This window comes from Pseudomonas sp. HS6-2, assembly GCF_049325675.2.
Classification (GTDB): Bacteria; Pseudomonadota; Gammaproteobacteria; order Pseudomonadales; family Pseudomonadaceae; genus Aquipseudomonas; species Aquipseudomonas putida_N.
Window position 1 is genome coordinate 2,712,806 of record NZ_CM143906.1, and the last position, 19,540, is coordinate 2,732,345.

Consider the following 19,540-nt stretch of genomic DNA (forward strand, 5'->3'; position numbering starts at 1 on the left):
CGGTCCATCGGGAAAGCCGCAGTATGGACAGGCTCAGAGTGCCCAGGCAACTGTCAGGCCCTCATGGATCGCCTCCTCGACCGTGCGTGGGGCCAGGCAGTCGCCGATGCGTCGCACCTCCACCAGGCCTGCCAGTTCGGCGGCCAGGGTGTCCTGAGGCTGGTGGCCAAGGCACAGCACCAGGGTGTCGATGCCTTCGAAGATCATCGGTTCGCCGCTGGCGGTGTGCTGCAGGTAGACGGTGTTGTCGTCGCAGCCGTACAGGCGGGCGTAAGGGGTGATCGGGATGCCCAGGCGGTGCAGCTCGCCAGCCAGCTGGTCGCGTACGTACAGCGGCAGGGTTTCGCCGCAGTGGGTGCCGTTTACCGCCAGTTGCACCTGGTGACCGTCGCGGACCAGGCGCTCGGCGATGCCGGGGCCGATCCAGTCGCAGCGCCAGTCGATCACCAGCACCGAGCGGCCGAGGGGCGCTTCATTGCGCAGAACCTGCCAGGCATCCACTACCTGCAGCTCGCCGCTACGTTCGAACGATGGCCAGTAGGGCGTGGCGCCGGTGGCGGCGATCACCAGGTCGGGGCGTTCGCGTTCGACCAGGGTGCGATCCACTCGCGTATTACGTACTACGCGTACACCGGCCAATTCCATTTCCCGCTGCAGGTTGGTGCTGGCTCCGCCGAATTCGCTGCGTCGGGGCAGCAGTTGCGCGAGCTGTATCTGGCCGCCGAGTTGTGTACTGGCTTCGTACAGCGTGACGTCATGCCCCCGGGCAGCGGCAACGGCTGCGGCCTTCATGCCGGCGGGGCCACCACCCGCCACCAGGATGCGCTTGCGCGCGGTAGCGGGTGCCGGGGTTTCGTACTGCAGTTCGCGGCCGGTTTCCGGGTGCTGGATACAGGAGATCGGCAGCCCCCGGTGGAAATGGCCGATGCAGGCCTGGTTGCAGGCAATGCAGGCGCGCACGTTTTCGACCTGGCCGCGCTCGGTCTTGGCCGGCATCTGCGGGTCGCAGATCAGTGCGCGGGTCATGCCGCAGACGTCGGCCTGGCCACGCGCCAGGATTTGTTCGGCTTCCTGCGGCTGGTTGATGCGCCCGGTGACGAACAGCGGGATGTCCAGGTGCTGCTTGAAGGTTCCGGCCTCGCGCGCCAAGTAGGCCGGGGCGATGGCCATGGGCGGCACGATGTGCACGGCGCCACCCAGCGACGCCGAGGTGCCGGCGACGATGTGCAGGTAGTCGACCTGGTCTTGCACGGCCTGGGCGGCGGCGAGCGATTCGTCTTCGCTCAGGCCCTCGCTGTCGCGCTCGTCGGCGCTGATGCGCAGGCCGACGATGAACTGCTCGTCGGTGGCCGCCCTGACCGCTGCCAGCACCTCGCGCAGAAAGCGCAGGCGCTGTTCCAGGTCGCCGTTGTAGCCGTCGTTGCGCTGGTTGACCCGCGGATTGAGGAACTGCGCAGGCAGGTAACCATGGCTGGCCACCACCTCGACACCGTCCAGGCCTGCCTGGTGCAGGCGCCGGGCGGCGCTGGCATAGCCCTGGACGATCTCGTCGATCATCGCCTGGTCCAGCGCCCGTGGCATCACGCGGAAGCGCTCGTTGGGTACCGACGAGGCCGAGTAGGCCACCGCCAGCAGGCCGTCCGCCGACTCCATGATCTCCCGCCCCGGGTGAAACAGTTGCGACAGCACCACCGTGCCGTGGGCGTGGCAGGCCTCGGCCAAACGCCGGTAGCCGTCGATGCAGGCGTCGTCGGTGGCCATCAGCACGTGCGAGGTGTAGCGGGCGCTGTCATGCACCCCGGCCACCTGCAGCACGATCAGGCCGACACCGCCGGCGGCGCGGGCGCGCTGGTAGGCGATGAGCTTGTCGTTGACCAGGTTGTCGGTGGGCAGGCAGGTGTCGTGGCCGGTCGACATGATGCGGTTTTTCAGGCGTTTGCCGCGGATCTGCAGGGGCTCGAACAGGTGGGCGAAGGCGGTCGTCATGCGGGCAGCTCCGGTACAGTGTCGTTCTTGTTTTTCTCATGAAAGTGTAGCCTCAGTAAAAAATCAACTTGTTTTTTTACTAGTGCCCGACTAGCTTTTTCCCAGCCACGGCAGTGGCGCGTGACCTCACTACAACAAGAAACGGGCCTTCGAGCTGATGCTGGAAGGTACCGACAGGAGGCAACTCGATGCAGGCATTTCCTCGCAGTACCGGCCTTTGCGCAGCACTGCTGGCCTTGGGCCTGGGCAGTGCGCAAGCGGCGCCGCAGATGGTCGTGGTCGGCTATGGCGGCGCCGGTCAGAAAGCCCAGGATGTGGCGATCTTCCAGCCTTTCAGCGCCCAGGACGGCAGCAAGTTGATCCAGAGCGAATACAACGGCGAGATGGCGCGCATCCAGGTGATGGCCGATACCGGCAATGTCGACTGGGACGTGGTGCAGATCGAGGGGCCGGATCTGATGCGCGGCTGCGACGAGGGCATCTACGAGCACCTCGACTGGCAGCGCCTGGGGCATGCCGCCGAACTGATCCCCGCTGCGGCCCAGGACTGTGGCTCGGCGGCGCTGGTGTGGAGCGTGGCAATCGCCTACGACCGCGACAAGCTGGCCCAGGCGCCGACCTCGTGGGCCGATTTCTGGGATGTGCAGAAATACCCAGGCAAGCGCGGCCTGCGCAAGCGTGCGGTGTACAACCTGGAGTTTGCCTTGCTGGCCGACGGGGTCAAGGTCGAGGACGTGTACAAGGTCTTGTCGACCCCGGCGGGTGTCGAGCGTGCCTTTGCCAAGCTCACCGAGCTCAAGCCGTATATCCAGTGGTGGGATGCCGGCGCGCAACCGGCGCAGTGGCTGACCGCAGGCGACGTGGTGATGACCTCGACCTACAGCGGCCGCATCGCCGTGGCCGCCCAGCAAGGCAGCCCGCTGGCGGTGGTGTGGCCCGGTAGCCTGTATGGCATGGATTACTGGGCGATCATCAAGGGTTCGAAACATGTCGACCAGGCCAAGCGCCTGATCAGCTATGCCAACCAGCCGGATACCCAGGTGCGTTACGTCGAGCAGATCCCTTATGGGCCGACCAATACCCAGGCAGCGGCCAAGCTTGACCCGGCGCTGGCCAGTTGGGTGCCGACCTCACCGGAGAACCTGCAGGGTGCCTTGGCGATGAATGTGGAGTTCTGGGTCGACCATGGTGAAGAGCTGGAACAGCGCTTCAATGCCTGGGCCAGCAAATAGGTGTCGGACTATCGCGACTGACTTGCCGGCCTTTTCGCGGGCATTACGTAGGGCGCGGCGACGGCGGCGCCGCAGCGCAGCACGCAGGCTTTCTGGATGGCTTGCCACTAGGGCTTTAGCGGCCTGGGCGCTGATAACCAGGCCCATGACGACAGCGCTGGCCAGTGTATTGCGGATGGGCGCGGGGACTGAAACGCGCATTTTTGACCTCTCCGTTGGAACTTGTTCTTGTAGGCACAAGGGCAAAGCTGGATCGCTGTGTGCTGTAGTGAGTGTTGTGATGTGTGCAGCGATGTATTCCGCTTGGGTCCGGGCGCGAAATGTTGTCAACGGGGAGTTTTCTGCAGGCGAAAAAAAGACCTGTGGGACGGGGCAGGCCCCTCGCCACAGGTCTTTTTGAATCAGAGGGTTAAGTGGTCAGAGCGACTCCGGCACAATCATGCTGGCGGGGGCTTCGGCGGCACGTCGGTGCGCTACGCAGTAGTACAGCACGCTCGGCACTACCAGCCCGATCAGCCACGACACATCCACGCCGCCCAGGTGCGCGACCATGGGGCCGGTGTACAGCTTGGTGTCGATGAACGGCATCTGCACCAGCACGCCAAGGGTGTAGACACTGATGCCAGGCCAGTTCCAGCGGCCATAGCGGCCCTGCGGGTCGGCCAGGGCCGGGATGTCGTAGCGCTCCTTGGTGATGAAGTAGTAGTCCACCAGGTTGACCGCGCTCCAGGGCACGAAGAAGGTCAGCAGGAACAGGATGAACGACTTGAACGCACTGAGGAACGAGTGCTGGCCGAGCAGGGCGACCAGGGTGGCGGCACCGACGATGGCCAGCACGAACACCAGGCGTTGCACGCGGCTGATCGCCAGGTGCCCACGGAAGCCGCTGATGATCGTGGCGATGCACATGAAGCTGCCATAGGAGTTCAGCGTCGAGATGGTCACCTTGCCGAAGGCGATGCTGAAGTACAGCAACGCTGCGGTGGTACCGGCGCCGCCGAGGCCGACGATGTAGGCCACTTCACGCCCGCTGAACTGCCCGCCGGCGATTGCCGCAGCGAACACGCCGAGAATCATCGACGCTTGCGCACCGACGACCGAACCCAGCCCAGCAGCGAAGAAGGTCTTCACCGGCGAGGTGCTGCTCGGCAGGTAGCGCGAGTAGTCGGCCACGTAGGGGCCGAAGGCGATCTGCCAGGAGGCTGCCAGCGACACCGAGAGCAGGAAGGTGGCCCAGCTGAAGTGGCGGTTTTCCAGCAGCTGGCCGATGTCGGCGAGCATCAGGATGCGGCTGAACAGGTAGACGAAGGCGATGATGCCCAGCACGCTGGCGATCCGGCCGATCCAGTGGATTACCCGGTAGCCGGCCAGAGTGGCGAGCACGATCACCGAGGCGAAGATGAGGATGCCGGTGCTGTCACTGACGCTCAGCAACTGGCCGATGGCTTGCCCGGACAGCACCGTGCCGGTGGCAGTGAAGCCCAGGTACATCAGGCAGACCAGCACCATCGGGATGGCCGCGCCGTACACACCGAACTGCACGCGGCTGGAGATCATCTGCGGCAGGCCCAGGCGCGGGCCCTGGGCCGCATGCAGGGCCATGACCGCGCCACCGATCAGCTGGCCCAGCAGCAGGCCGATCAGCGACCAGAACACGTCGCCGCCGAGCACCACGGCCAGGGCACCGGTGACGATGGCGGTGATTTGCAGGTTGGCGCCGAGCCAGAGGGTGAACTGGCTGTACAGCTTGCCATGGCGCTCGGCTTCTGGAATGTAGTCGATAGAGCGCCGTTCGAGCACGGATTTGCGGGACATTGAGGGCTCCACTTGATTGTTTTTGTGTCAGGGAGAGGGCCATCGCCGGCACGCTGCGCGGGTGGCGTCTGCCTGATATCAGCATGTCTATACAAGTAGGGTCAAGTGAAGCTTGCAGGCCGTAACAGACCATCTGTTGCGCAAGGGTTGGCTGCAACTGTGCTGGTCCATCGTCGGAAAATGGCCTTATGCTGTTACCAAATATGTCTAGAAAGCCTGAAGAAGGAAGCAGCAATGCCGCTCAAGGACCTGCTGATCGCCCTGGTGGTGATTATCGCCTGGGGAGTCAATTTCGTGGTCATCAAGGTGGGCCTCGATGGCCTGCCGCCGATGCTGCTGGGGGCATTGCGCTTTCTGCTGGTGGCGTTTCCGGCCGTGCTCCTGGTCAAGCGGCCGAAGCTGCCGTGGCGCTGGCTGATCGCATACGGCGCTACCATTTCCCTGGGCCAGTTCGCCTTCCTCTTTCAGGCCATGTACAGCGGCATGCCTCCCGGCCTGGCGTCGTTGGTGCTGCAGTCGCAAGCGTTCTTCACCCTCGGTTTTGCCGCGCTGTTCCTGGGTGAGCGGCTGCGCCTGGCCAGTGTGCTGGGGCTGGCGGTGGCTGCCAGCGGCCTGGCGCTGATCGGCAGTGAAGACAGCGGCCATGTGCCGCTGGTGGCACTGCTGCTGACCTTGTGTGGCGGGGCCATGTGGGGCATGGGCAACATCATCACCCGCCGCTTTGGCTCGGTGGACCTGGTGGCGCTGGTGATCTGGGGCGGTTTGATTCCGCCGCTGCCGTTCCTGGCCTTGTCGTGGCGGCTGGAAGGGCCGGAGCGCATCGGCCATGCACTGGCCAATATCAGCTGGAGTTCGGTGCTGGCGCTGGCGTACCTGGCATTCGTCGCCACCATGATCGGCTACAGCCTGTGGAGCAAGCTGCTGTCGCGCCACCCGGCGGGCAAGGTAGCGCCGTTCTCGCTGCTGGTGCCGGTGATCGGCCTGAGTTCGTCGGCGTGGTTGCTGGGTGAACGGTTGACGGCGGTGCAGGGCTGGGACGCGCTGCTGGTGATGCTCGGCCTGTTGGTCAATGTGTTCGGGCCGAAGCTGGGGCAGCGTCTGCGGGCGGCCAGTGCGCAGTAGCGGAAGCGGCCGGCGCATTTGTTAGACTTGGCCTTTTTCGCAAGGCCAAGGAGCGCAACATGATCATCTCCACCACCAGCCAACTCGAAGGCCGCCCGATCGCCGAGTACCTTGGCGTGGTCAGCTCCGAATCGGTGCAAGGCATCAACTTCGTGCGCGATTTCTTCACACGCGTTCGCGACGTCTTCGGTGGCCGTTCGCAGACCCTGGAAAGCGCCCTGCGCGAGGCCCGCGAGCAGGCTACCGAGGAACTCATTGCGCGGGCACGGCAGTTGCAAGCCGATGCCGTGGTAGGCGTGGACTTCGAGATCAGCATGCCGTCGGTGCAAGGCGGCATGGTCGTGGTGTTCGCCACCGGTACCGCCGTGCGGCTGAAGTAGCCAAATGCCACTGGTCGGGTCTGCAGGTTTCGTCCGGGCAGTCCGCTTGTGACCGGCTAGTCTCACTGGCATAGGTCGCGTTTTTCAGGTCAGCCCATTGCTGACCGACGCGGGCGCCACGGAATGGAGACAGGCATGAGCGACACCTTTTTCGAAGACACGAACGATTCATTCCCGATCAACAGCCAGGTACGTTGCGGTCAGGCGGCATTCAATCTGGGCTTTGCCCACATGACCCTGGACGACTCGGAAAACCTCAAGCCTGCACACCTGCAGCGCATCAAGAAGGGCCGTTTCACGCCACGGGTGCCAGCCAGGAAGTAGGCCTCGAAAAAGTGAACCTGCTCACACTACCCCGCCCGATGGCGGGGTTTTTTGTGGGTGTTGCTTGACTCTGCTCATGGTATCGGTGGGTTGCCCTCGCGATGGCGGCGCAGTTGTGGTCTTCTGGCGCGGCATCCAGGAAAGCGAGGATTGATCTTTCATGCGAGTCAGGGACGAGACCTATTGGCAGTGGGCCGACACACAGTTGCACAGCCGCTGCCATGAGGAAGTGCTCAGCGACGGCACTTCGCTGGATATTCAGGTACGCCTGTCGCGTCTCGGCGCGACGCAACTGTTTCTTGGGTTGTATGGGCAGGACGGGCGGGCACTGCTGGAGGAGTACTACGCGTCGCGGCCTGGCGAGACCATGACCCGTGCGTTGGTGTGGGGTGTCGACCGGGCCCGGGCGCTGGCCACGGGGGCATTGCCCATGCCGCGGCAGCGCCGGCGGGCATGAAAAAGCCCGGCCTATGCAGGCCGGGCTTCATAAGTGGCGGCGAACCCTCAGTTGAGCGGTTCGATCACCTTGACTGCCTGCCGCTCACGGGCGGCGGGCCATTCTTGTTGCAGGGTCTGCAGCACGCGGCCGACGAACTCGGTATCGGCGGCGGCCTTCTTGCCGACGTAGCCCTGGCCACGGCGGTAGACCTTGAAGCGGGCGCGCATGCTGGGCAGGTGCGCTTCGAATTCATCTTCGACCGTGTTCGGCGGCAGGCGGTCGATGCGCACCTCGCCGGTCTGGCTGACCCACAGCAGGTGGTCGTCGAGGCTGTCCTTGCGTACCGCGAACAGCTGGGCCAATTGGTCGATAGTCGGATTGTTGTTCAAGTTCATCATAAAGCCCCCATCACCTATTTGTTGTTGATTCTCACAGTTGGCGCCACAGGTTGTAGCGCACTACCAAGGCTGCTACAGCAGCATCGCAACAGGGGCTTTCTCACGCTGCCTTTTGGACAGATTCCCTCTCCACGGACGGCCTGCGTTACCGCGCAAGCCGTCTGGAACACCCTTGCCACCGCTCCCGATCAGGGAGACGGCTTCATCATGCACAAGGCTGATGAACGGCGTCAATGCTTTTGTAGTGAATATTTTCAGGCACTACATTTTTGTCATATTGTCTGGCAATTCATTCAGCGGTGACTCAGCGGTCGAGGTTGGACAGGATCTGGAAGGCCGCGCGCACCCGGGCTTCGTTGGGGTAATTGCGGTTGGCGAGCAGGACAATGGCCTTGCCTTCGGACGGGATGAAGGCGGCGTAGGCGCCGAAACCGCTGGTTGCCCCGGTCTTGTTGTACCACGCGGCGGGCAGGGCCGGGAGCGCCGGGTTGAGGCGCTGGGTTGCATGGGGGTCACGAATCATGCGCGGGCTGTTGCCATCGACCAGTGTCTCCAGCGTGACCGGGTAAGGGTAGCGTTCCCAGCCCAGGCCCTGGGTCATGGCGCCCACCTTGAAGTAGCCGGCCTGGGTGATGGCGGTGGCCTTGCGCAGGGCCGGTGGCAATTCGTCAGGCTGCATGTGCAGGCGCACGTAGCGCAGCAGGTCGCTGGCGCTGGTCTTGATGCCGTAGGCTTCGTCGGCGTAGGGGCCAGGGCTGACGCGCACAGGGTGGTTCTGCGCGTCGTAGCCCTGTGCGTACAGCGCCTGTGCAGCCTGAGGCACCTGCAGGTAGGTGTGCTGCAGGCCCATCTGCGCAAGCAGGTGCTGAGTCATGACGGCGGCGAATGGCGCGTGTTGCGCACGCGCCGCGAGGTCGCCGAACAGGCCCAGGCTCGGGTTGGAGTAGCAGCGCTGGGTGCCATGCTCGGTGTGCGGCTTCCAGTTGCGGAAGAACGCCAGCGTCTGCTCCGGCGTCTGAACTTCGTCGGGGAACTGCAAAGGCAGGCAGTCGGCGCTGTAGGCGCCAAACTCCAGCACGCTGGCCTCGCCCAAGGGCGCGCCGGCCAGCGCGGGCTGGTAGCGCCGGGCGGGTGCCTGGAGGTCGAGTTTGCCTTCGGCACTGGCCAGGGCGGCGAGGGTAGCGGTGTAGGTCTTGCTCAGCGAGCCGATCTCGAACAACGTATCGGCGGTTACCGCGCTGCCGTCGGCCTTGCTGGCCACGCCATAACTGAAATAGTAGGCCTGGCCATTGGTGTAGACCGCCACGGCCATGCCGGCGATGTCCTGCTCTTTCATCAGGGGCCGGATGACCTCGTCCACCTGGGCTTGCAAGGGTTCGGCAGCTTGCGCACTGGTTAAGCCGAGCAGGATGAGCAGTGGTGCAAGACGTACGAGCGGCATGCGAGGTTCCTTTTTTGGGTGTGGCCGTCGAGGGAGTGTCCGTTGAGCGACACCGATGGGGGTTCCGGCGTTAGCGGGAAAAAACCGAGGACCTTATCGTCTGGCCCTGCACAACCACAAGATGGAAACTGTTATGAAGTATTTGCGCATGTTGTTCGACAACTTCACCCTGTGCCTGCTAGGGGTGGTGCTGATCGCCACCGTGCTGCCTTGCTCGGGCGACGGCGCGGTGTATTTCGGCTGGCTGACCAACCTGGCGATCGGCCTGCTGTTCTTCCTGCACGGCGCCAAGCTGTCGCGCGAGGCGATCATCGCCGGTGCTGGCCACTGGCGTCTGCACCTGCTGGTGTTCTCCTGCACCTTTGTGATGTTCCCGCTGCTGGGCCTGGCGTTCAAGCCGCTGTTCGTGCCTCTGGTAGGCAACGAGCTGTATCTGGGCGTGCTGTATTTGTGCGCGCTGCCTGCCACCGTGCAGTCGGCCATCGCCTTCACTTCGCTGGCCCGCGGTAATGTGCCGGCCGCCATCTGCAGCGCGGCGGCTTCCAGCCTGATCGGCATCTTCCTGACACCGCTGCTGGTGATGCTGCTGCTGGGCGCCAGTGGTGACACCGGTTCGGGGCTGGATGCCGTATTGAAGATCACCATGCAGTTGCTGGTGCCGTTCGTGGCCGGGCAGGTCGCACGCCGTTGGATCGGTGCCTGGGTCAAGAAAAATGCCCGCTGGCTCAAGATGGTGGACCAAGGCTCGATCCTGCTGGTGGTGTACACCGCGTTCAGCGAGGCCGTGGTTACCGGCCTGTGGCACACCGTGTCGCCGCAGCACCTGGCCGGGCTGTTCGCGGTCTGCGGTATCCTCCTGGCGGTGGTGCTGTTCGGTACACGCATGCTGGGCAAGGTGTTGGGCTTCAGCCTGGAAGACCGCATCACTATTCTGTTTGCCGGTTCCAAGAAGAGCCTGGCCACCGGGGTGCCGATGGCTCAGGTGCTGTTCGTGGGGAGCGGCATTGGCGCGATGATCCTGCCGCTGATGCTGTTCCACCAGATCCAGTTGATGGTGTGTGCGGTGCTGGCGCAGCGCTATGCCAGTCGCGAGCAGGTGGGTGAGGGGGCTACTGCTTCTTCCTGAAAGATGTGTGTTGCCGGTGCAGGCTATCGTGCCTGCCCGGAACTGCGCTCGCGCAATGCCTTCCCCACCTCGGCCTCGATCTTGTAGGCCGGCCCTTCCAGCTCCTCGTAGTTGCGCGTATAGCGCCGGGCAAATTCATTCACCCCCAGTTGCTGATACTGCTGCACATGCTTGAGCTCATGGGCCCACAGTGCCACGTTGTCCTCGGCATCGCTGGCGTGGCGGAAGATGATGGTGTCGATCAGCGTCACCGCGTTCACGTCCGGGTTCTGCAGCATGGCGTTGGCCGCCGTGACCTGCTGCTCGTCACCGACCCGGTAGCGCGCGGCATCGAGCACGGCGAAGTCATACCAGGGCTCCAGCTGCGCGCGGATGTGCAAAGGGATCGGTTGAGTGCCGCTGGCAGTGGCCTCGTCGCGAGCCTGTTGCAAGGCAAACGCCAGGCTGCTGGACGCCACGGTCTCGACATCCTTGAGCACCTGCCCGGCCTGGCCGGGGTCGATCGGTGCGCAGAAACAGCCCATCAGGCACACCTGGTACTGACCAGGCGGGCAGGCCTGGTCGGCCAAGGCAGGCGCTGCCAGCAACAGCCCCAACAGCAGGTTAATCCGCTTCATTCAACGCCCTGTCGACAAAGCCCTTGCTGGCATCGAGCAACTGCTGTTGCACCTCTTCACTGGCCAGCATGCGCCCGACCACCAGTGCGCCGACGCACTGACTGATCAGCACCCAGGCCAGCGCCGGGTCTTTCAAGGTTTCGCTCCATGCGGCATGCAGCCCCACCAGCCAGTGCTCGGCCTCTTCGCGCACAGGCTGTTCGGCGCGGGCGATTTCCACCCCCAAGGGCGGCAGCGGGCAGCCGCCCTCGGCATTATGCAGGTGTGCCAGGCTCAGGTACTGCTGCAGGCAGCGGGCCAAACGTTCGCGGCTGGCACCCTGGTTGGCCAGGCGGGCCAGCGGGCTGTTGCACAGTTCCTGGCGGACTACTTCGGTGAACAGGTCGTCCTTGGACGGGAAGTGGTTGTAGAAGGCGCCGCCAGTCAGGCCGATGGCCTTCATCAGCCCGGCCACGCCGGTGCTGGAAAAACCCCCGCGCTTGGCCAGCGCGCCGCTGCTGGCCAGCAGCTTGTCGCGGGTCTGCTGCTTGTGTTCGGTGGAGTAGCGCATGCACGGCCTCTTCGCGCTGCTTGACGATGGCGGCGATCATAACATAGCGTTCGTTTACTAAACGATCATTCACCAATGGAGGCAGGCATGGCAGAACAACAAAAAGTGGTGCTGGTGATCGGGGCTGGGGACGCCACGGGTGGCGCGATCGCCAAACGCTTCGCCCGTGAGGGTTATGTGGCGTGTGTTACCCGCCGCCAGGCTGAAAAGCTGCAGCCGCTGATCGATGAGATCCGCGCTGCAGGTGGCCAGGCCCATGGCTTCGGCTCGGATGCGCGCAAGGAGGAGGAGGTTGCCGAGCTGGTGGAAACCATCGAGCGTGATATCGGCCCGATCGAGGCGTTTGTCTTCAATATCGGCGCCAATGTGCCGTGCAGCATCCTCGAGGAGACACCACGCAAGTACTTCAAGATCTGGGAAATGGCCTGCTTCGCCGGCTTCCTCACCGCCCAGGCCGTGGCCCGGCGCATGGTCACCCGTGAGCGCGGTACCCTCCTGTTCACCGGCGCCACCGCAGGCACGCGTGGCGCTGCCGGTTTCGCTGCCTTCGCCGGGGCCAAGCACGGGTTGCGCGCCCTGGCCCAGAGCATGGCGCGGGAGCTCGGCCCGCGGAACATTCACGTTGCCCATGTGGTGGTGGATGGTGCCATCGACACGGCGTTCATCCGCGACAGTTTCCCGGAACGCTACGCGCTGAAGGATCAGGACGGCATTCTCGACCCGGCACACATCGCCGACAGCTACTGGTTCCTGCACGCCCAGCCCCGTGATGCCTGGACCTTCGAACTGGACCTGCGCCCGTGGATGGAGCGTTGGTAAGCCTGACTGACCAAGGAGTGTGATGCATGAGCAAGACCGTGGAGTTTTACTTCGACCTGGGCAGCCCGGCCAGCTATCTGGCCTGGACCCAGCTGCCTGCTATCTGCGCCCGGCATGGCGCGACCCTGGTTTACCGGCCCATGCTGCTTGGCGGAGTATTCCAGGCCACCGGCAATGCTTCGCCGGCGATGATCCCTGCCAAGGGCCGCTACATGTTCACCGACCTTGGCCGTTATGCCCGCCGGTATGGCGTGCCATTCGGCCTGCCGCCGGGGTTCCCGGTGAACACCCTGCCCCTGATGCGCGGAGCCATCGGCATGCAGCTTCGCGCGTCAGCCCAGTTCGAAGCGTTGTTGGCCGCGCTGTTCAAGGGGCTGTGGGAACAGCGGCGCAACTTGAGCGATGGCTCGGCATTGGATAAAACACTCAGCCAGGCCGGCTTCGACCCTGCGGCGTTTCATGCGCTGGCGGCAGATGGCGAGGTAAAGGCCGAACTCAAGCGGGTGACCGAAGAAGCGGTTGCGCGGGGTGTGTTCGGTGCGCCGACCTGCTTTGTCGACGGGGAAATGTTCTTCGGCCAGGATCGCCTGGATTTCGTCGAAGAAGCGCTGAGCCGTTGAGGCTGCATGGCCTCGCCATGGGCGAGGCCAAGCCGGGCTCAGAAATTGGCCGGGGTGTTGGCGCTGATGATTTCCGCCTCGTCCTGGCCAATGTTCTTGAAGCTGTGCGGCAGGGTGGTGGGGATGTAGTAGCCATCGCCCGAGTTGAGGATGCTCACCTGGCCATCGACCCACAGCTCCACGGTGCCGCGGGTGACCAGGCCACATTCTTCGCCTTCGGCATGCACGATCGGCTCGCCCGAATCGGCACCCGGGGCATACAGCTCGCGCAGCATGCGCATCTGCCGGGCCTCAACGCTGGCGCCGACCAGCAGCATGCGCAGGCCATTACGGCCCAGGTCCGGCTGCTCGCTGGCGCGGAACACGAAGCGCTCTTCGCGCACCGGTTCGTCGAAGCTGAAGAACTCGGCCAGGGTCATGGGGATCCCTTCGAGCAGCTTTTTCAGGGAACTGACCGATGGGCTGACACGGTTCTGTTCGATCTGCGAGATCGTCGAGTTGGTCAATCCGCTGCGGCGGGCCAGTTCCCGTTGGGAGAGGTTGTTGCGTTCACGCACCAGTTTGAGTCGCGTCCCCGTGTCCATAGCCGCCTTGTAATCAGAGGTGTTTAAAATAATTAGCGACGCATTAAAACACACTCTGCACGCTTGCGCGCTGTGCTTTCAGACGCGTTGATCACGCGGCAGCGGCCACAGCCCGACCAGCAGCAAAAGCGCTGCTACCGCCAGGAACGGCAGGCGTGGGTCCAGGGCGTAGACCAGCGTTCCGGCCAGCGGGCCGATCACCGCGCCCATGCCCTGGGCGGCGCCAATCGAGCCAGCGGTGGCACCTTGTTCCGAGGCTTGCATGGCATTGGCCGCCAGCGCGGAAAACGCCGGGAACACAAAGCCCATGCCGGCTGCGGCGACAAAATAGCAACTCCATAGCCAGGGCGCCGTGGTGGCCAGCGCGCCACAGGCGAAGCCCAGTGCCGACACACTGGCGCCGACCCGGATCATCTTCAACGGCGGCCACTCCAACTGGCGCAGCAGCACCTGCGACATGATCAGCGCTACCCCGACAGTGGTCAGGGCAATGCCAGCAGCCTGCGCGGCATCGGTCGGCGTCAGCTGCAAGCGGTCGAGGGCGAAGAAACCGACGACGATCTGCGACACCGTGACGCTGAGCATGGCGCTGAACGCCACCAACAGTGGCCGGCGCAGGCGAGGGTCGCTGAGTCGGACGGGGCTGGGCGCATGGCTTTGCGCAAGGGGCTGCGGATTGAGCTTGAACAGCAGCACCAGAAATGCGCTGGCCGGCAACAGCGACATGATATGGAACGGCAGGCTCAGGCTGTGCTGTGCCAGCACGGCCGCCAGCGCCGGCCCCACCACCAGGCCCACGGCATTGGCCGCGCCCAGCGAAGCCATGGCCCGCGCCCGGCGCTGAGGCTCGACATGGTCGGCGATCAATGCGTTGCAGCCCACCGGGATGGCGGCGTAGAAGGCACCGATGCAACCGCGTGCCAGCATCAGGCCGACGAACGCCAGGCCCGCCCCCGGCAGCCAGCGCAGCGCCCCTTCGACGAACAGGCACAGCAGCCAGTAGGCCAGGGTGAAGCCGGCGCTGCCCAGCAGCAGGATACGGCGGCGCCCCAGGCGGTCGGACAACCGCCCCCACGGGCGCGCCAGCAGCACCCAGACCACGCCGGCCACGGTCACCGCCGCCCCGGCTTGCCAGGTGGCCATGCCCAGTAGGCGCGAGATCGGCCCGATCAGTGCGACGAAAGCCATCATCGACATGGTGCAGGCCATGTTGGCCAACAGCAGCGGGCGCATGTCCAGGGTGTTGGCGGGTGTCAGTAATGCAGGGTCCTTTGCGACGTTCATAAGGCAGTCCAGGGCAGGTCGACAAGAGAACTGTCGAACTTAATGAGAATAATTGTTGTGTGTCGAGCCCGCCCGGGCATCAGCCTGTCAATCGCTGCGCCGCACGGGGCCTGGCCACATGCTACGCAACACGCCGTCCCGACGCACCAGGGCATGCATCAACGCCGCCCCCAGGTGCACCAGCACGGTGGCGAACAACAGGTAGCCGGCCCAGCCATGGGCCTGGCGCAGTACGGCATACAGTTGCAGGTCGTGCGGGGCGATCGCCGGCAGTTGCAGGGGGCGTGGGTAGCCGCCTGCCGACAGCATCGCCCAGCCCAGCAGCGGCATGGCCAGCATCAGGCCGTAGAGCAGCAGATGCGAGGCGCCGGCGGCAAGGCGCTGAAGCGCCGGCAGGTCGGCGGGCAGTGGCGGGTGCGGCAAGGTCAGGCGCAGGCCTATGCGCACGATCACCAGTACCAGCAATGCCAGGCCCGTGGCCTTGTGCAGTTCGACCAGCAGCGGGTGGCGCGGTGACAGGTCGCCGACCATGCTCACGCCGATGAACAGCATGCTGATGATCAGGATCGCCATCAGCCAGTGCACCAGGCGCGCCAAGGGGTGGAAGACTTCAGGTTTCATCGCTGTGCTCCTGCGCCGAGAGACTCGCGGCTGCGGCGGTTGAAGGATTCCGAATAGGCCGCCGAACGGGCGGCGAGGATCGGGTCGGCGGACGGCTCGATGCCGCTGGGCAGGATCAACGGGTCGAAGTTCAGGTCACGGCAGGCACCTTGCTCGGGGGCGTCGACCTGTTCGACCACCAAGGTGCCAGCATCGACGCTGCGGCGCTCGGCTGGCCATGGGCGGGCCGGGTCGTCCACCGCATCGCCCTGGTCGGCCAGCACCAGGCGCAGGGTCCAGCGCAGCGGCCCTTGGGCCAGGCGCTGTTGCAGGTCGTGCTGGAGGAACTGCTTGTCGTCGACTTGGCCGGGCAGGGCGGTGAATGGCGTTTGCGGTTCGAGCTGCCAGCGCACCGGGTGCGCCGTGCCGCTGGCATCGATCAGGCGGAAGGCGTTGATGCTGTGGTACTGGGTGCTGGCGAAGCTGTCGCTAGGCTTGTAGCCCGCTGCCCACTGGCGAAACGCCGCGCTTTCCGGATGGGCGGCGAAGAATGCCTGCAGCTTGGCCGGGTCCGGCTTGCCGGTGGCCGGGTCTGGCGCGCCGGCCAGTACCTGATCGTAGAAGCCTTGCGGGGTGCTGACCGCCAGCACTGGTGGGTTGTTCATGCCGGTACGCCAGATCTGGCCGTCATCGGTACTGAGCTGGATCGCCAGGCTGCGCACCGGTACGCCGGTGTCCGGGGCGAACGGGTTGGCACCGCCGATGGCGAAGCGGCCGATCACCGGCACCCGCGCCTGGCTGAAGGCTCGTGCAGTCGACAAGTTCGCGGCCTGGCCACTGGGCTGGAAGTAGCCGCTGATGCACAGGCCCTTGGCGTGGTTCTTGCGGTAGCCCGGGTGGTGGCCGGCCTGGGCCTCGAAGGTGTCGATGATGCGTTGCGGTGTCAGCTGCGGCCCGCCGACCCAGCCAGCGGCATAGGCGAACCCGGCGCCCAGCGCCAGCATCACGGCGCCGATGCCGGCCAGGCGCAGTGCCTTGGCGGGGCCTTGCAAGGGTGAGTTCATGGTCGTCTTCCGGTTCAGTGAAGGTGCCGGTACGACGGAGCAGGGAAAAACTTATTCCCTCGGCGGGAATAGATTTTCTCGCCAGGCGTCTGCCCCATACACTGACAACCCCAGCGCCCGGTACCTGACCATGCACGATCTGGACGAACAGCAGTGGCGTGAGCTGCTGCAGCGCCTGCGCCGCTTTGCCTTGTGGCTGACCCGCGAGCCCGGCAGCGCCGATGACCTGGTCCAGGCCACGGTCGAGCGCGCCTTGAGCCGCCGTGGCCAGCAACGCGAAGCCGAGGCCCTGCGCGCCTGGCTGTTCACCATTCTTTATCGACTGTTTCTCGACGGTAAGCGCCGCGAGCGCTTGCATGCTCGCTGGCTGTCGTGGTTCGGCCGCGGCGCCGTGGAACACGAAGCGGTGGGCGACAATACCGAGGACATCGTCCTGGCCCAGGCTGATTTGCAGGCCTTCGCCCAGCTGTCGACCGAGCAGCGGGCCCTGCTGTTGTTGGTCAGCATCGAGGGGCTGAGTTACAAGGAAGCGGCCGCAGCCCTGGAAATCCCAATTGGCACGGTGATGTCGCGCCTGTCGCGCGCCCGTGCTGCTTTGCGCGAACTGACCGAGGGCAACCCCCAGCCGCCGGCCTTGCGGAGACTCAAATGACACGCCTGAACCCTGGTGAAGACGAGCTGCACGCCTACATCGACGACCGCCTGGAGCCGGCGCGGCGCGCTGAGATACAGGCCTGGCTTACGGCCAACCCGCAGGAAGCGGCGCGGGTCGAAGCCTGGCGCAACGATGCCCGGCGCCTGCGTGCGGCCTTGGCAGGGTTTGCCGAGCAACCTGGGGCGGCCACGCTCGACCTGCGCCAAGTGCAGCAGCGGGTGCGCCAGCGCCGGCAGCGGCGGCTGGCTTCGGCGGCGGTGTTGTTGCTGGCCATGGGCGTCGGTGGGTTGGGTGGCTGGCAGGCACGACAGGTGACCTTGGCCAGCAATGAACTGCCGATGGCCGATGCGGTACAGGCTCATCGGCTGTTCGCCAGCAGTGAGGCACTGGATATCCAGGCCAGCGACCCGGCGCAACTGCGCGATTGGCTGGGCCGGCATTTCAGCCGTGTGGGGCAACTGCCGGACCTGGCGGGTTACGGCTTTCAGCCGGTGGGCGCGCGGTTGCTCAGTAACGAGCAGGGGCCGGCGGCGCTGCTGGTGTTCCAGGACCGCAACGGCCAGCGCATCAGCCTGTTCCTGCGCTCGCCCGGTGACCGCTATGAGCGTATGCCGCAGGGGCAGCGGGTCGACGGGCAGCTGGAGGCGCGGTACTGGTCGCATGGGGCGTACAACTTTGCCCTGGTCAGTGCGGCGGACGACGGGCGTGGGGCGGGGGTAGGGGAGGCGCTGCGGTTGGGGTTGTAGCGGGAGTGCAGGGCTTGAGGCATGCAGAGCCTTTGAGATCGAGCGTCGCCCGCGCGGCGCTCGGTCTCAAAGGCGACACACCGCTCGCGCCATGCACCCAGACAATTCAACTCAATTCGAGCCAGATCGGCGCATGGTCGGAAGGCTTTTCCATCCCGCGCAGCTCATAGTCCACGCCGGCCGCCTTGATCCGTGGCACCAGGCCCTGGGAGGCCATGATCAGGTCGATGCGCAGCCCGCGCTTGGGGTCGTCCTCGAAGCCGCGGCTGCGGTAGTCGAACCAGCTGAAGCGGTCGGCCACGTCCGGGTACAGGTGGCGGAAGCTGTCCACCAGGCCCCAGCCCTTGAGGCGCTCCATCCACTCGCGCTCTTCCGGCAGGAAGCTGCACTTGCCGGTCTTCAGCCAGCGTTTGGCGTTGTCCGGGCCGATACCGATGTCGCAGTCCTGGGGCGAGATGTTCATGTCGCCCATGACCAGTACCGGCTGGTCGTTGTTGAACTGCCCTTCGAGCAACGCTTGCAGGTCGCTGTAGAAGCGCTGCTTGGCCGGGAACTTGGTGGGGTGGTCACGGCTTTCGCCCTGCGGGAAGTAGCCGTTCATGACAGTGATAGGGTTGCCGTCGGCATCGGCGAAGGTGCCCCAGATGAAGCGGCGCTGGGCATCCTCTTCATCCGTGGCAAAGCCCTTGAACAGGCTCAGCGGCGCCTGGCGCGAGAGCAGGGCGACCCCGTAATGGCCTTTCTGGCCGTGGTAGTGCACGTGGTAGCCCAATGCCTGGACATCGGCCAGGGGGAACTGATCGTCGCTGACCTTGGTTTCCTGCAGGCCGATCACGTCCGGCTGGTGCTTTTCGATCAGCGCCGCCAGCTGGTGCGGGCGGGCCCGCAGGCCGTTGATGTTGAAACAGACGATCTTCATGGAAAGACAATCCTGATAAAAGGCCGGATGCTAGCCGACATCGGCGTTCATCACCAGCATGGCGGCTTGGCCAAGGCGCTGCTAACGTGCTGAATGAGGTGAACGATGCGCTGTGGAGCACCTCCAAGGCACTGACATGCCCTTTCCAGGAGGACGACCCGCCATGCTCGAAGCCACTGCCGCCCAGGCGCGCATCTGCACACTAGATGACGGCTACAGCCGTGAGGCGCGTTCGCTGCTATACAACGCCTATCGCCACGAACCGACCTTCGCCTATATCTTCGAGGCCCAGCGCCCAGGCTACGAACGCCGGCTGCGGGTGATGGTGCGCGAGTGGGTACGGCAGCACTTCTATCTGCAATTGCCGGCCATCGGCCTGCTGCTGGAAGACCGCCTGATCGCCCTGGCCCTGATCGTGCCGCCGCAACGCCGGCTCGGGGTGGCCGACAGCTGGGCCTGGCGTTTGCGCATGCTGCTGGGCACCGGCCAGCATTGCACCCGGCGTTACATGGATTACCAGGCGGCGCTGGCCAGCTGCCTGCCGACCGGGCAGGTGCATATGCTGCCGCTGCTGGGGGTGCATCCGCAATTTCGTGGCTGTCACTACGGCGAACAATTGTTACAAGCTGTTCACGACTGGTGCGCGGAAGACCCCAATACCCAGGGCGTGGTGCTGGACTCTGGCAACGAGCATTACCTGGCCTTTTACGCTCGCCAGGGTTATGAAGAGATAGGCGAGGTGGCTGTAGGGCCAATCCGGGAAAGGGTGTTCTTTCATCCAAATCCAGTGTCATCCATGTCATCAATTGCTTGATGAAG

General features: G+C 64.8%; 22 protein-coding genes. 11 read left to right on the forward strand and 11 right to left on the reverse strand.

Going from position 1 to position 19,540, the window contains the following annotated elements; genetic code table 11:
- Positions 1-33: 33 nt before the first annotated feature.
- Positions 34-1,986: an oxidoreductase gene (locus ACOKS3_RS12705; protein ID WP_422763133.1), complete on the reverse strand. Its 1,953-nt coding sequence runs from the start codon at positions 1,984-1,986 to the stop codon at positions 34-36.
- Between the two features lie 188 nt (positions 1,987-2,174).
- Here ACOKS3_RS12705 and ACOKS3_RS12710 point away from each other — a divergent pair, with 188 nt between their 5' ends.
- Complete coding sequence (locus ACOKS3_RS12710; protein ID WP_103447041.1) at positions 2,175-3,218, forward strand: ABC transporter substrate-binding protein; 1,044 nt, start codon at positions 2,175-2,177, stop codon at positions 3,216-3,218.
- A 417-nt stretch (positions 3,219-3,635) separates the two neighbouring features.
- On the opposite strand, the gene ACOKS3_RS12715 is transcribed toward ACOKS3_RS12710, so the two are convergent.
- The gene (locus ACOKS3_RS12715; RefSeq protein WP_103447042.1) at positions 3,636-5,033 is read right to left on the reverse strand and encodes a purine-cytosine permease family protein; all 1,398 of its coding nucleotides are present in this window, start codon (positions 5,031-5,033) and stop codon (positions 3,636-3,638) included.
- Between the two features lie 234 nt (positions 5,034-5,267).
- Here ACOKS3_RS12715 and ACOKS3_RS12720 point away from each other — a divergent pair, with 234 nt between their 5' ends.
- The 4 genes from ACOKS3_RS12720 to ACOKS3_RS12735 all read left to right on the forward strand — a co-directional run bounded on the left by ACOKS3_RS12720 (position 5,268) and on the right by ACOKS3_RS12735 (position 7,316).
- The gene (locus ACOKS3_RS12720; protein ID WP_422763134.1) at positions 5,268-6,155 is read left to right on the forward strand and encodes an EamA family transporter; all 888 of its coding nucleotides are present in this window, start codon (positions 5,268-5,270) and stop codon (positions 6,153-6,155) included.
- Positions 6,156-6,214: 59 nt separating this feature from the next.
- Positions 6,215-6,535, forward strand: coding sequence for a YbjQ family protein (locus tag ACOKS3_RS12725; protein ID WP_103447044.1), 321 nt, complete (start codon positions 6,215-6,217; stop codon positions 6,533-6,535).
- A gap of 135 nt (positions 6,536-6,670) precedes the next feature.
- The gene (locus ACOKS3_RS12730) at positions 6,671-6,859 is read left to right on the forward strand and encodes a hypothetical protein (RefSeq protein ID WP_103447045.1); all 189 of its coding nucleotides are present in this window, start codon (positions 6,671-6,673) and stop codon (positions 6,857-6,859) included.
- A gap of 160 nt (positions 6,860-7,019) precedes the next feature.
- On the forward strand, positions 7,020-7,316 hold the full coding sequence (locus tag ACOKS3_RS12735) for a hypothetical protein (protein ID WP_103447046.1): 297 nt from the start codon (positions 7,020-7,022) through the stop codon (positions 7,314-7,316).
- Between the two features lie 47 nt (positions 7,317-7,363).
- Here ACOKS3_RS12735 and ACOKS3_RS12740 read toward each other — a convergent pair whose 3' ends face one another.
- Positions 7,364-7,696 carry a hypothetical protein gene (locus ACOKS3_RS12740; protein WP_027916800.1) on the reverse strand — a complete coding sequence of 111 codons (333 nt, stop codon included), beginning with the start codon at positions 7,694-7,696 and terminating at the stop codon, positions 7,364-7,366.
- Positions 7,697-8,000: 304 nt separating this feature from the next.
- Positions 8,001-9,137, reverse strand: coding sequence for a class C beta-lactamase (gene ampC, locus ACOKS3_RS12745; RefSeq protein WP_422763135.1), 1,137 nt, complete (start codon positions 9,135-9,137; stop codon positions 8,001-8,003).
- Between the two features lie 133 nt (positions 9,138-9,270).
- On the opposite strand from ampC, the gene ACOKS3_RS12750 reads away from it, so the two are divergent.
- Positions 9,271-10,263: a bile acid:sodium symporter family protein gene (locus tag ACOKS3_RS12750; RefSeq protein ID WP_374755300.1), complete on the forward strand. Its 993-nt coding sequence runs from the start codon at positions 9,271-9,273 to the stop codon at positions 10,261-10,263.
- A gap of 23 nt (positions 10,264-10,286) precedes the next feature.
- Here ACOKS3_RS12750 and ACOKS3_RS12755 read toward each other — a convergent pair whose 3' ends face one another.
- Together ACOKS3_RS12755 and ACOKS3_RS12760 are read right to left on the reverse strand one after the other, a co-directional pair.
- Positions 10,287-10,880 (reverse strand): eCIS core domain-containing protein, encoded by a 594-nt coding sequence (locus ACOKS3_RS12755; protein ID WP_103447049.1) that lies wholly within the window; start codon positions 10,878-10,880, stop codon positions 10,287-10,289.
- Positions 10,867-11,430 (reverse strand): TetR/AcrR family transcriptional regulator, encoded by a 564-nt coding sequence (locus ACOKS3_RS12760; RefSeq protein WP_422763136.1) that lies wholly within the window; start codon positions 11,428-11,430, stop codon positions 10,867-10,869. The genes ACOKS3_RS12755 and ACOKS3_RS12760 overlap by 14 nt, the downstream gene beginning before the upstream one ends.
- 87 nt (positions 11,431-11,517) lie before the next feature.
- Here ACOKS3_RS12760 and ACOKS3_RS12765 point away from each other — a divergent pair, with 87 nt between their 5' ends.
- Both ACOKS3_RS12765 and ACOKS3_RS12770 read left to right on the forward strand, forming a co-directional pair.
- Positions 11,518-12,249 (forward strand): SDR family oxidoreductase, encoded by a 732-nt coding sequence (locus tag ACOKS3_RS12765; RefSeq protein WP_103447051.1) that lies wholly within the window; start codon positions 11,518-11,520, stop codon positions 12,247-12,249.
- Between the two features lie 26 nt (positions 12,250-12,275).
- Positions 12,276-12,869, forward strand: a complete 594-nt coding sequence (locus ACOKS3_RS12770; RefSeq protein WP_103447052.1) for a 2-hydroxychromene-2-carboxylate isomerase — start codon at positions 12,276-12,278, stop codon at positions 12,867-12,869.
- 38 nt (positions 12,870-12,907) lie between these two features.
- Here the strand turns inward: ACOKS3_RS12770 and ACOKS3_RS12775 are convergent, their stop codons facing one another.
- The 4 genes from ACOKS3_RS12775 to ACOKS3_RS12790 all read right to left on the reverse strand — a co-directional run bounded on the left by ACOKS3_RS12775 (position 12,908) and on the right by ACOKS3_RS12790 (position 16,401).
- The gene (locus ACOKS3_RS12775; RefSeq protein WP_027916793.1) at positions 12,908-13,453 is read right to left on the reverse strand and encodes a cupin domain-containing protein; all 546 of its coding nucleotides are present in this window, start codon (positions 13,451-13,453) and stop codon (positions 12,908-12,910) included.
- A gap of 78 nt (positions 13,454-13,531) precedes the next feature.
- Positions 13,532-14,737: an MFS transporter gene (locus ACOKS3_RS12780; RefSeq protein WP_422763137.1), complete on the reverse strand. Its 1,206-nt coding sequence runs from the start codon at positions 14,735-14,737 to the stop codon at positions 13,532-13,534.
- A gap of 87 nt (positions 14,738-14,824) precedes the next feature.
- Positions 14,825-15,358, reverse strand: a complete 534-nt coding sequence (locus ACOKS3_RS12785; RefSeq protein WP_422763138.1) for a cytochrome b — start codon at positions 15,356-15,358, stop codon at positions 14,825-14,827.
- Positions 15,355-16,401, reverse strand: a complete 1,047-nt coding sequence (locus ACOKS3_RS12790) for a catalase family peroxidase (protein ID WP_422763139.1) — start codon at positions 16,399-16,401, stop codon at positions 15,355-15,357. The genes ACOKS3_RS12785 and ACOKS3_RS12790 overlap by 4 nt, the downstream gene beginning before the upstream one ends.
- Before the next feature lie 130 nt (positions 16,402-16,531).
- Here ACOKS3_RS12790 and ACOKS3_RS12795 point away from each other — a divergent pair, with 130 nt between their 5' ends.
- Positions 16,532-17,053, forward strand: coding sequence for a sigma-70 family RNA polymerase sigma factor (locus ACOKS3_RS12795; RefSeq protein ID WP_103447056.1), 522 nt, complete (start codon positions 16,532-16,534; stop codon positions 17,051-17,053).
- Positions 17,050-17,802, forward strand: a complete 753-nt coding sequence (locus tag ACOKS3_RS12800) for an anti-sigma factor family protein (RefSeq protein ID WP_422763140.1) — start codon at positions 17,050-17,052, stop codon at positions 17,800-17,802. Before ACOKS3_RS12795 ends, ACOKS3_RS12800 begins: the two co-directional genes overlap by 4 nt.
- 106 nt (positions 17,803-17,908) lie before the next feature.
- Here ACOKS3_RS12800 and xthA read toward each other — a convergent pair whose 3' ends face one another.
- Positions 17,909-18,721: an exodeoxyribonuclease III gene (xthA, locus tag ACOKS3_RS12805; protein WP_103447058.1), complete on the reverse strand. Its 813-nt coding sequence runs from the start codon at positions 18,719-18,721 to the stop codon at positions 17,909-17,911.
- A 163-nt stretch (positions 18,722-18,884) separates the two neighbouring features.
- Between xthA and ACOKS3_RS12810 the strand changes: the two genes are divergently transcribed.
- Entirely contained in the window at positions 18,885-19,535 is a 651-nt protein-coding gene (locus tag ACOKS3_RS12810) for a GNAT family N-acetyltransferase (protein WP_103447059.1), read from the forward strand.
- Positions 19,536-19,540: the final 5 nt, after the last annotated feature.

Bases quoted from the DNA above. Each gene is read 5' to 3' on its own strand.
- ACOKS3_RS12725 (WP_103447044.1), top strand. From the start codon at position 6,215: ATGATCATCTCCACCACCAGCCAACTCGAAGGCCGCCCGATCGCCGAG.
- ACOKS3_RS12740 (WP_027916800.1), bottom strand. From the start codon at position 7,696: ATGATGAACTTGAACAACAATCCGACTATCGACCAATTGGCCCAGCTG.
- ACOKS3_RS12720 (WP_422763134.1), top strand. From the start codon at position 5,268: ATGCCGCTCAAGGACCTGCTGATCGCCCTGGTGGTGATTATCGCCTGG.
- ACOKS3_RS12780 (WP_422763137.1), bottom strand. From the start codon at position 14,737: ATGAACGTCGCAAAGGACCCTGCATTACTGACACCCGCCAACACCCTG.
- ACOKS3_RS12765 (WP_103447051.1), top strand. From the start codon at position 11,518: ATGGCAGAACAACAAAAAGTGGTGCTGGTGATCGGGGCTGGGGACGCC.
- ACOKS3_RS12770 (WP_103447052.1), top strand. From the start codon at position 12,276: ATGAGCAAGACCGTGGAGTTTTACTTCGACCTGGGCAGCCCGGCCAGC.
- ACOKS3_RS12795 (WP_103447056.1), top strand. From the start codon at position 16,532: ATGCACGATCTGGACGAACAGCAGTGGCGTGAGCTGCTGCAGCGCCTG.
- ACOKS3_RS12735 (WP_103447046.1), top strand. From the start codon at position 7,020: ATGCGAGTCAGGGACGAGACCTATTGGCAGTGGGCCGACACACAGTTG.
- ampC (WP_422763135.1), bottom strand. From the start codon at position 9,137: ATGCCGCTCGTACGTCTTGCACCACTGCTCATCCTGCTCGGCTTAACC.
- ACOKS3_RS12790 (WP_422763139.1), bottom strand. From the start codon at position 16,401: ATGAACTCACCCTTGCAAGGCCCCGCCAAGGCACTGCGCCTGGCCGGC.
- ACOKS3_RS12750 (WP_374755300.1), top strand. From the start codon at position 9,271: ATGAAGTATTTGCGCATGTTGTTCGACAACTTCACCCTGTGCCTGCTA.
- ACOKS3_RS12710 (WP_103447041.1), top strand. From the start codon at position 2,175: ATGCAGGCATTTCCTCGCAGTACCGGCCTTTGCGCAGCACTGCTGGCC.
- ACOKS3_RS12810 (WP_103447059.1), top strand. From the start codon at position 18,885: ATGCTCGAAGCCACTGCCGCCCAGGCGCGCATCTGCACACTAGATGAC.
- ACOKS3_RS12800 (WP_422763140.1), top strand. From the start codon at position 17,050: ATGACACGCCTGAACCCTGGTGAAGACGAGCTGCACGCCTACATCGAC.
- xthA (WP_103447058.1), bottom strand. From the start codon at position 18,721: ATGAAGATCGTCTGTTTCAACATCAACGGCCTGCGGGCCCGCCCGCAC.
- ACOKS3_RS12705 (WP_422763133.1), bottom strand. From the start codon at position 1,986: ATGACGACCGCCTTCGCCCACCTGTTCGAGCCCCTGCAGATCCGCGGC.
- ACOKS3_RS12730 (WP_103447045.1), top strand. From the start codon at position 6,671: ATGAGCGACACCTTTTTCGAAGACACGAACGATTCATTCCCGATCAAC.
- ACOKS3_RS12755 (WP_103447049.1), bottom strand. From the start codon at position 10,880: ATGAAGCGGATTAACCTGCTGTTGGGGCTGTTGCTGGCAGCGCCTGCC.
- ACOKS3_RS12785 (WP_422763138.1), bottom strand. From the start codon at position 15,358: ATGAAACCTGAAGTCTTCCACCCCTTGGCGCGCCTGGTGCACTGGCTG.
- ACOKS3_RS12760 (WP_422763136.1), bottom strand. From the start codon at position 11,430: ATGCGCTACTCCACCGAACACAAGCAGCAGACCCGCGACAAGCTGCTG.
- ACOKS3_RS12775 (WP_027916793.1), bottom strand. From the start codon at position 13,453: ATGGACACGGGGACGCGACTCAAACTGGTGCGTGAACGCAACAACCTC.
- ACOKS3_RS12715 (WP_103447042.1), bottom strand. From the start codon at position 5,033: ATGTCCCGCAAATCCGTGCTCGAACGGCGCTCTATCGACTACATTCCA.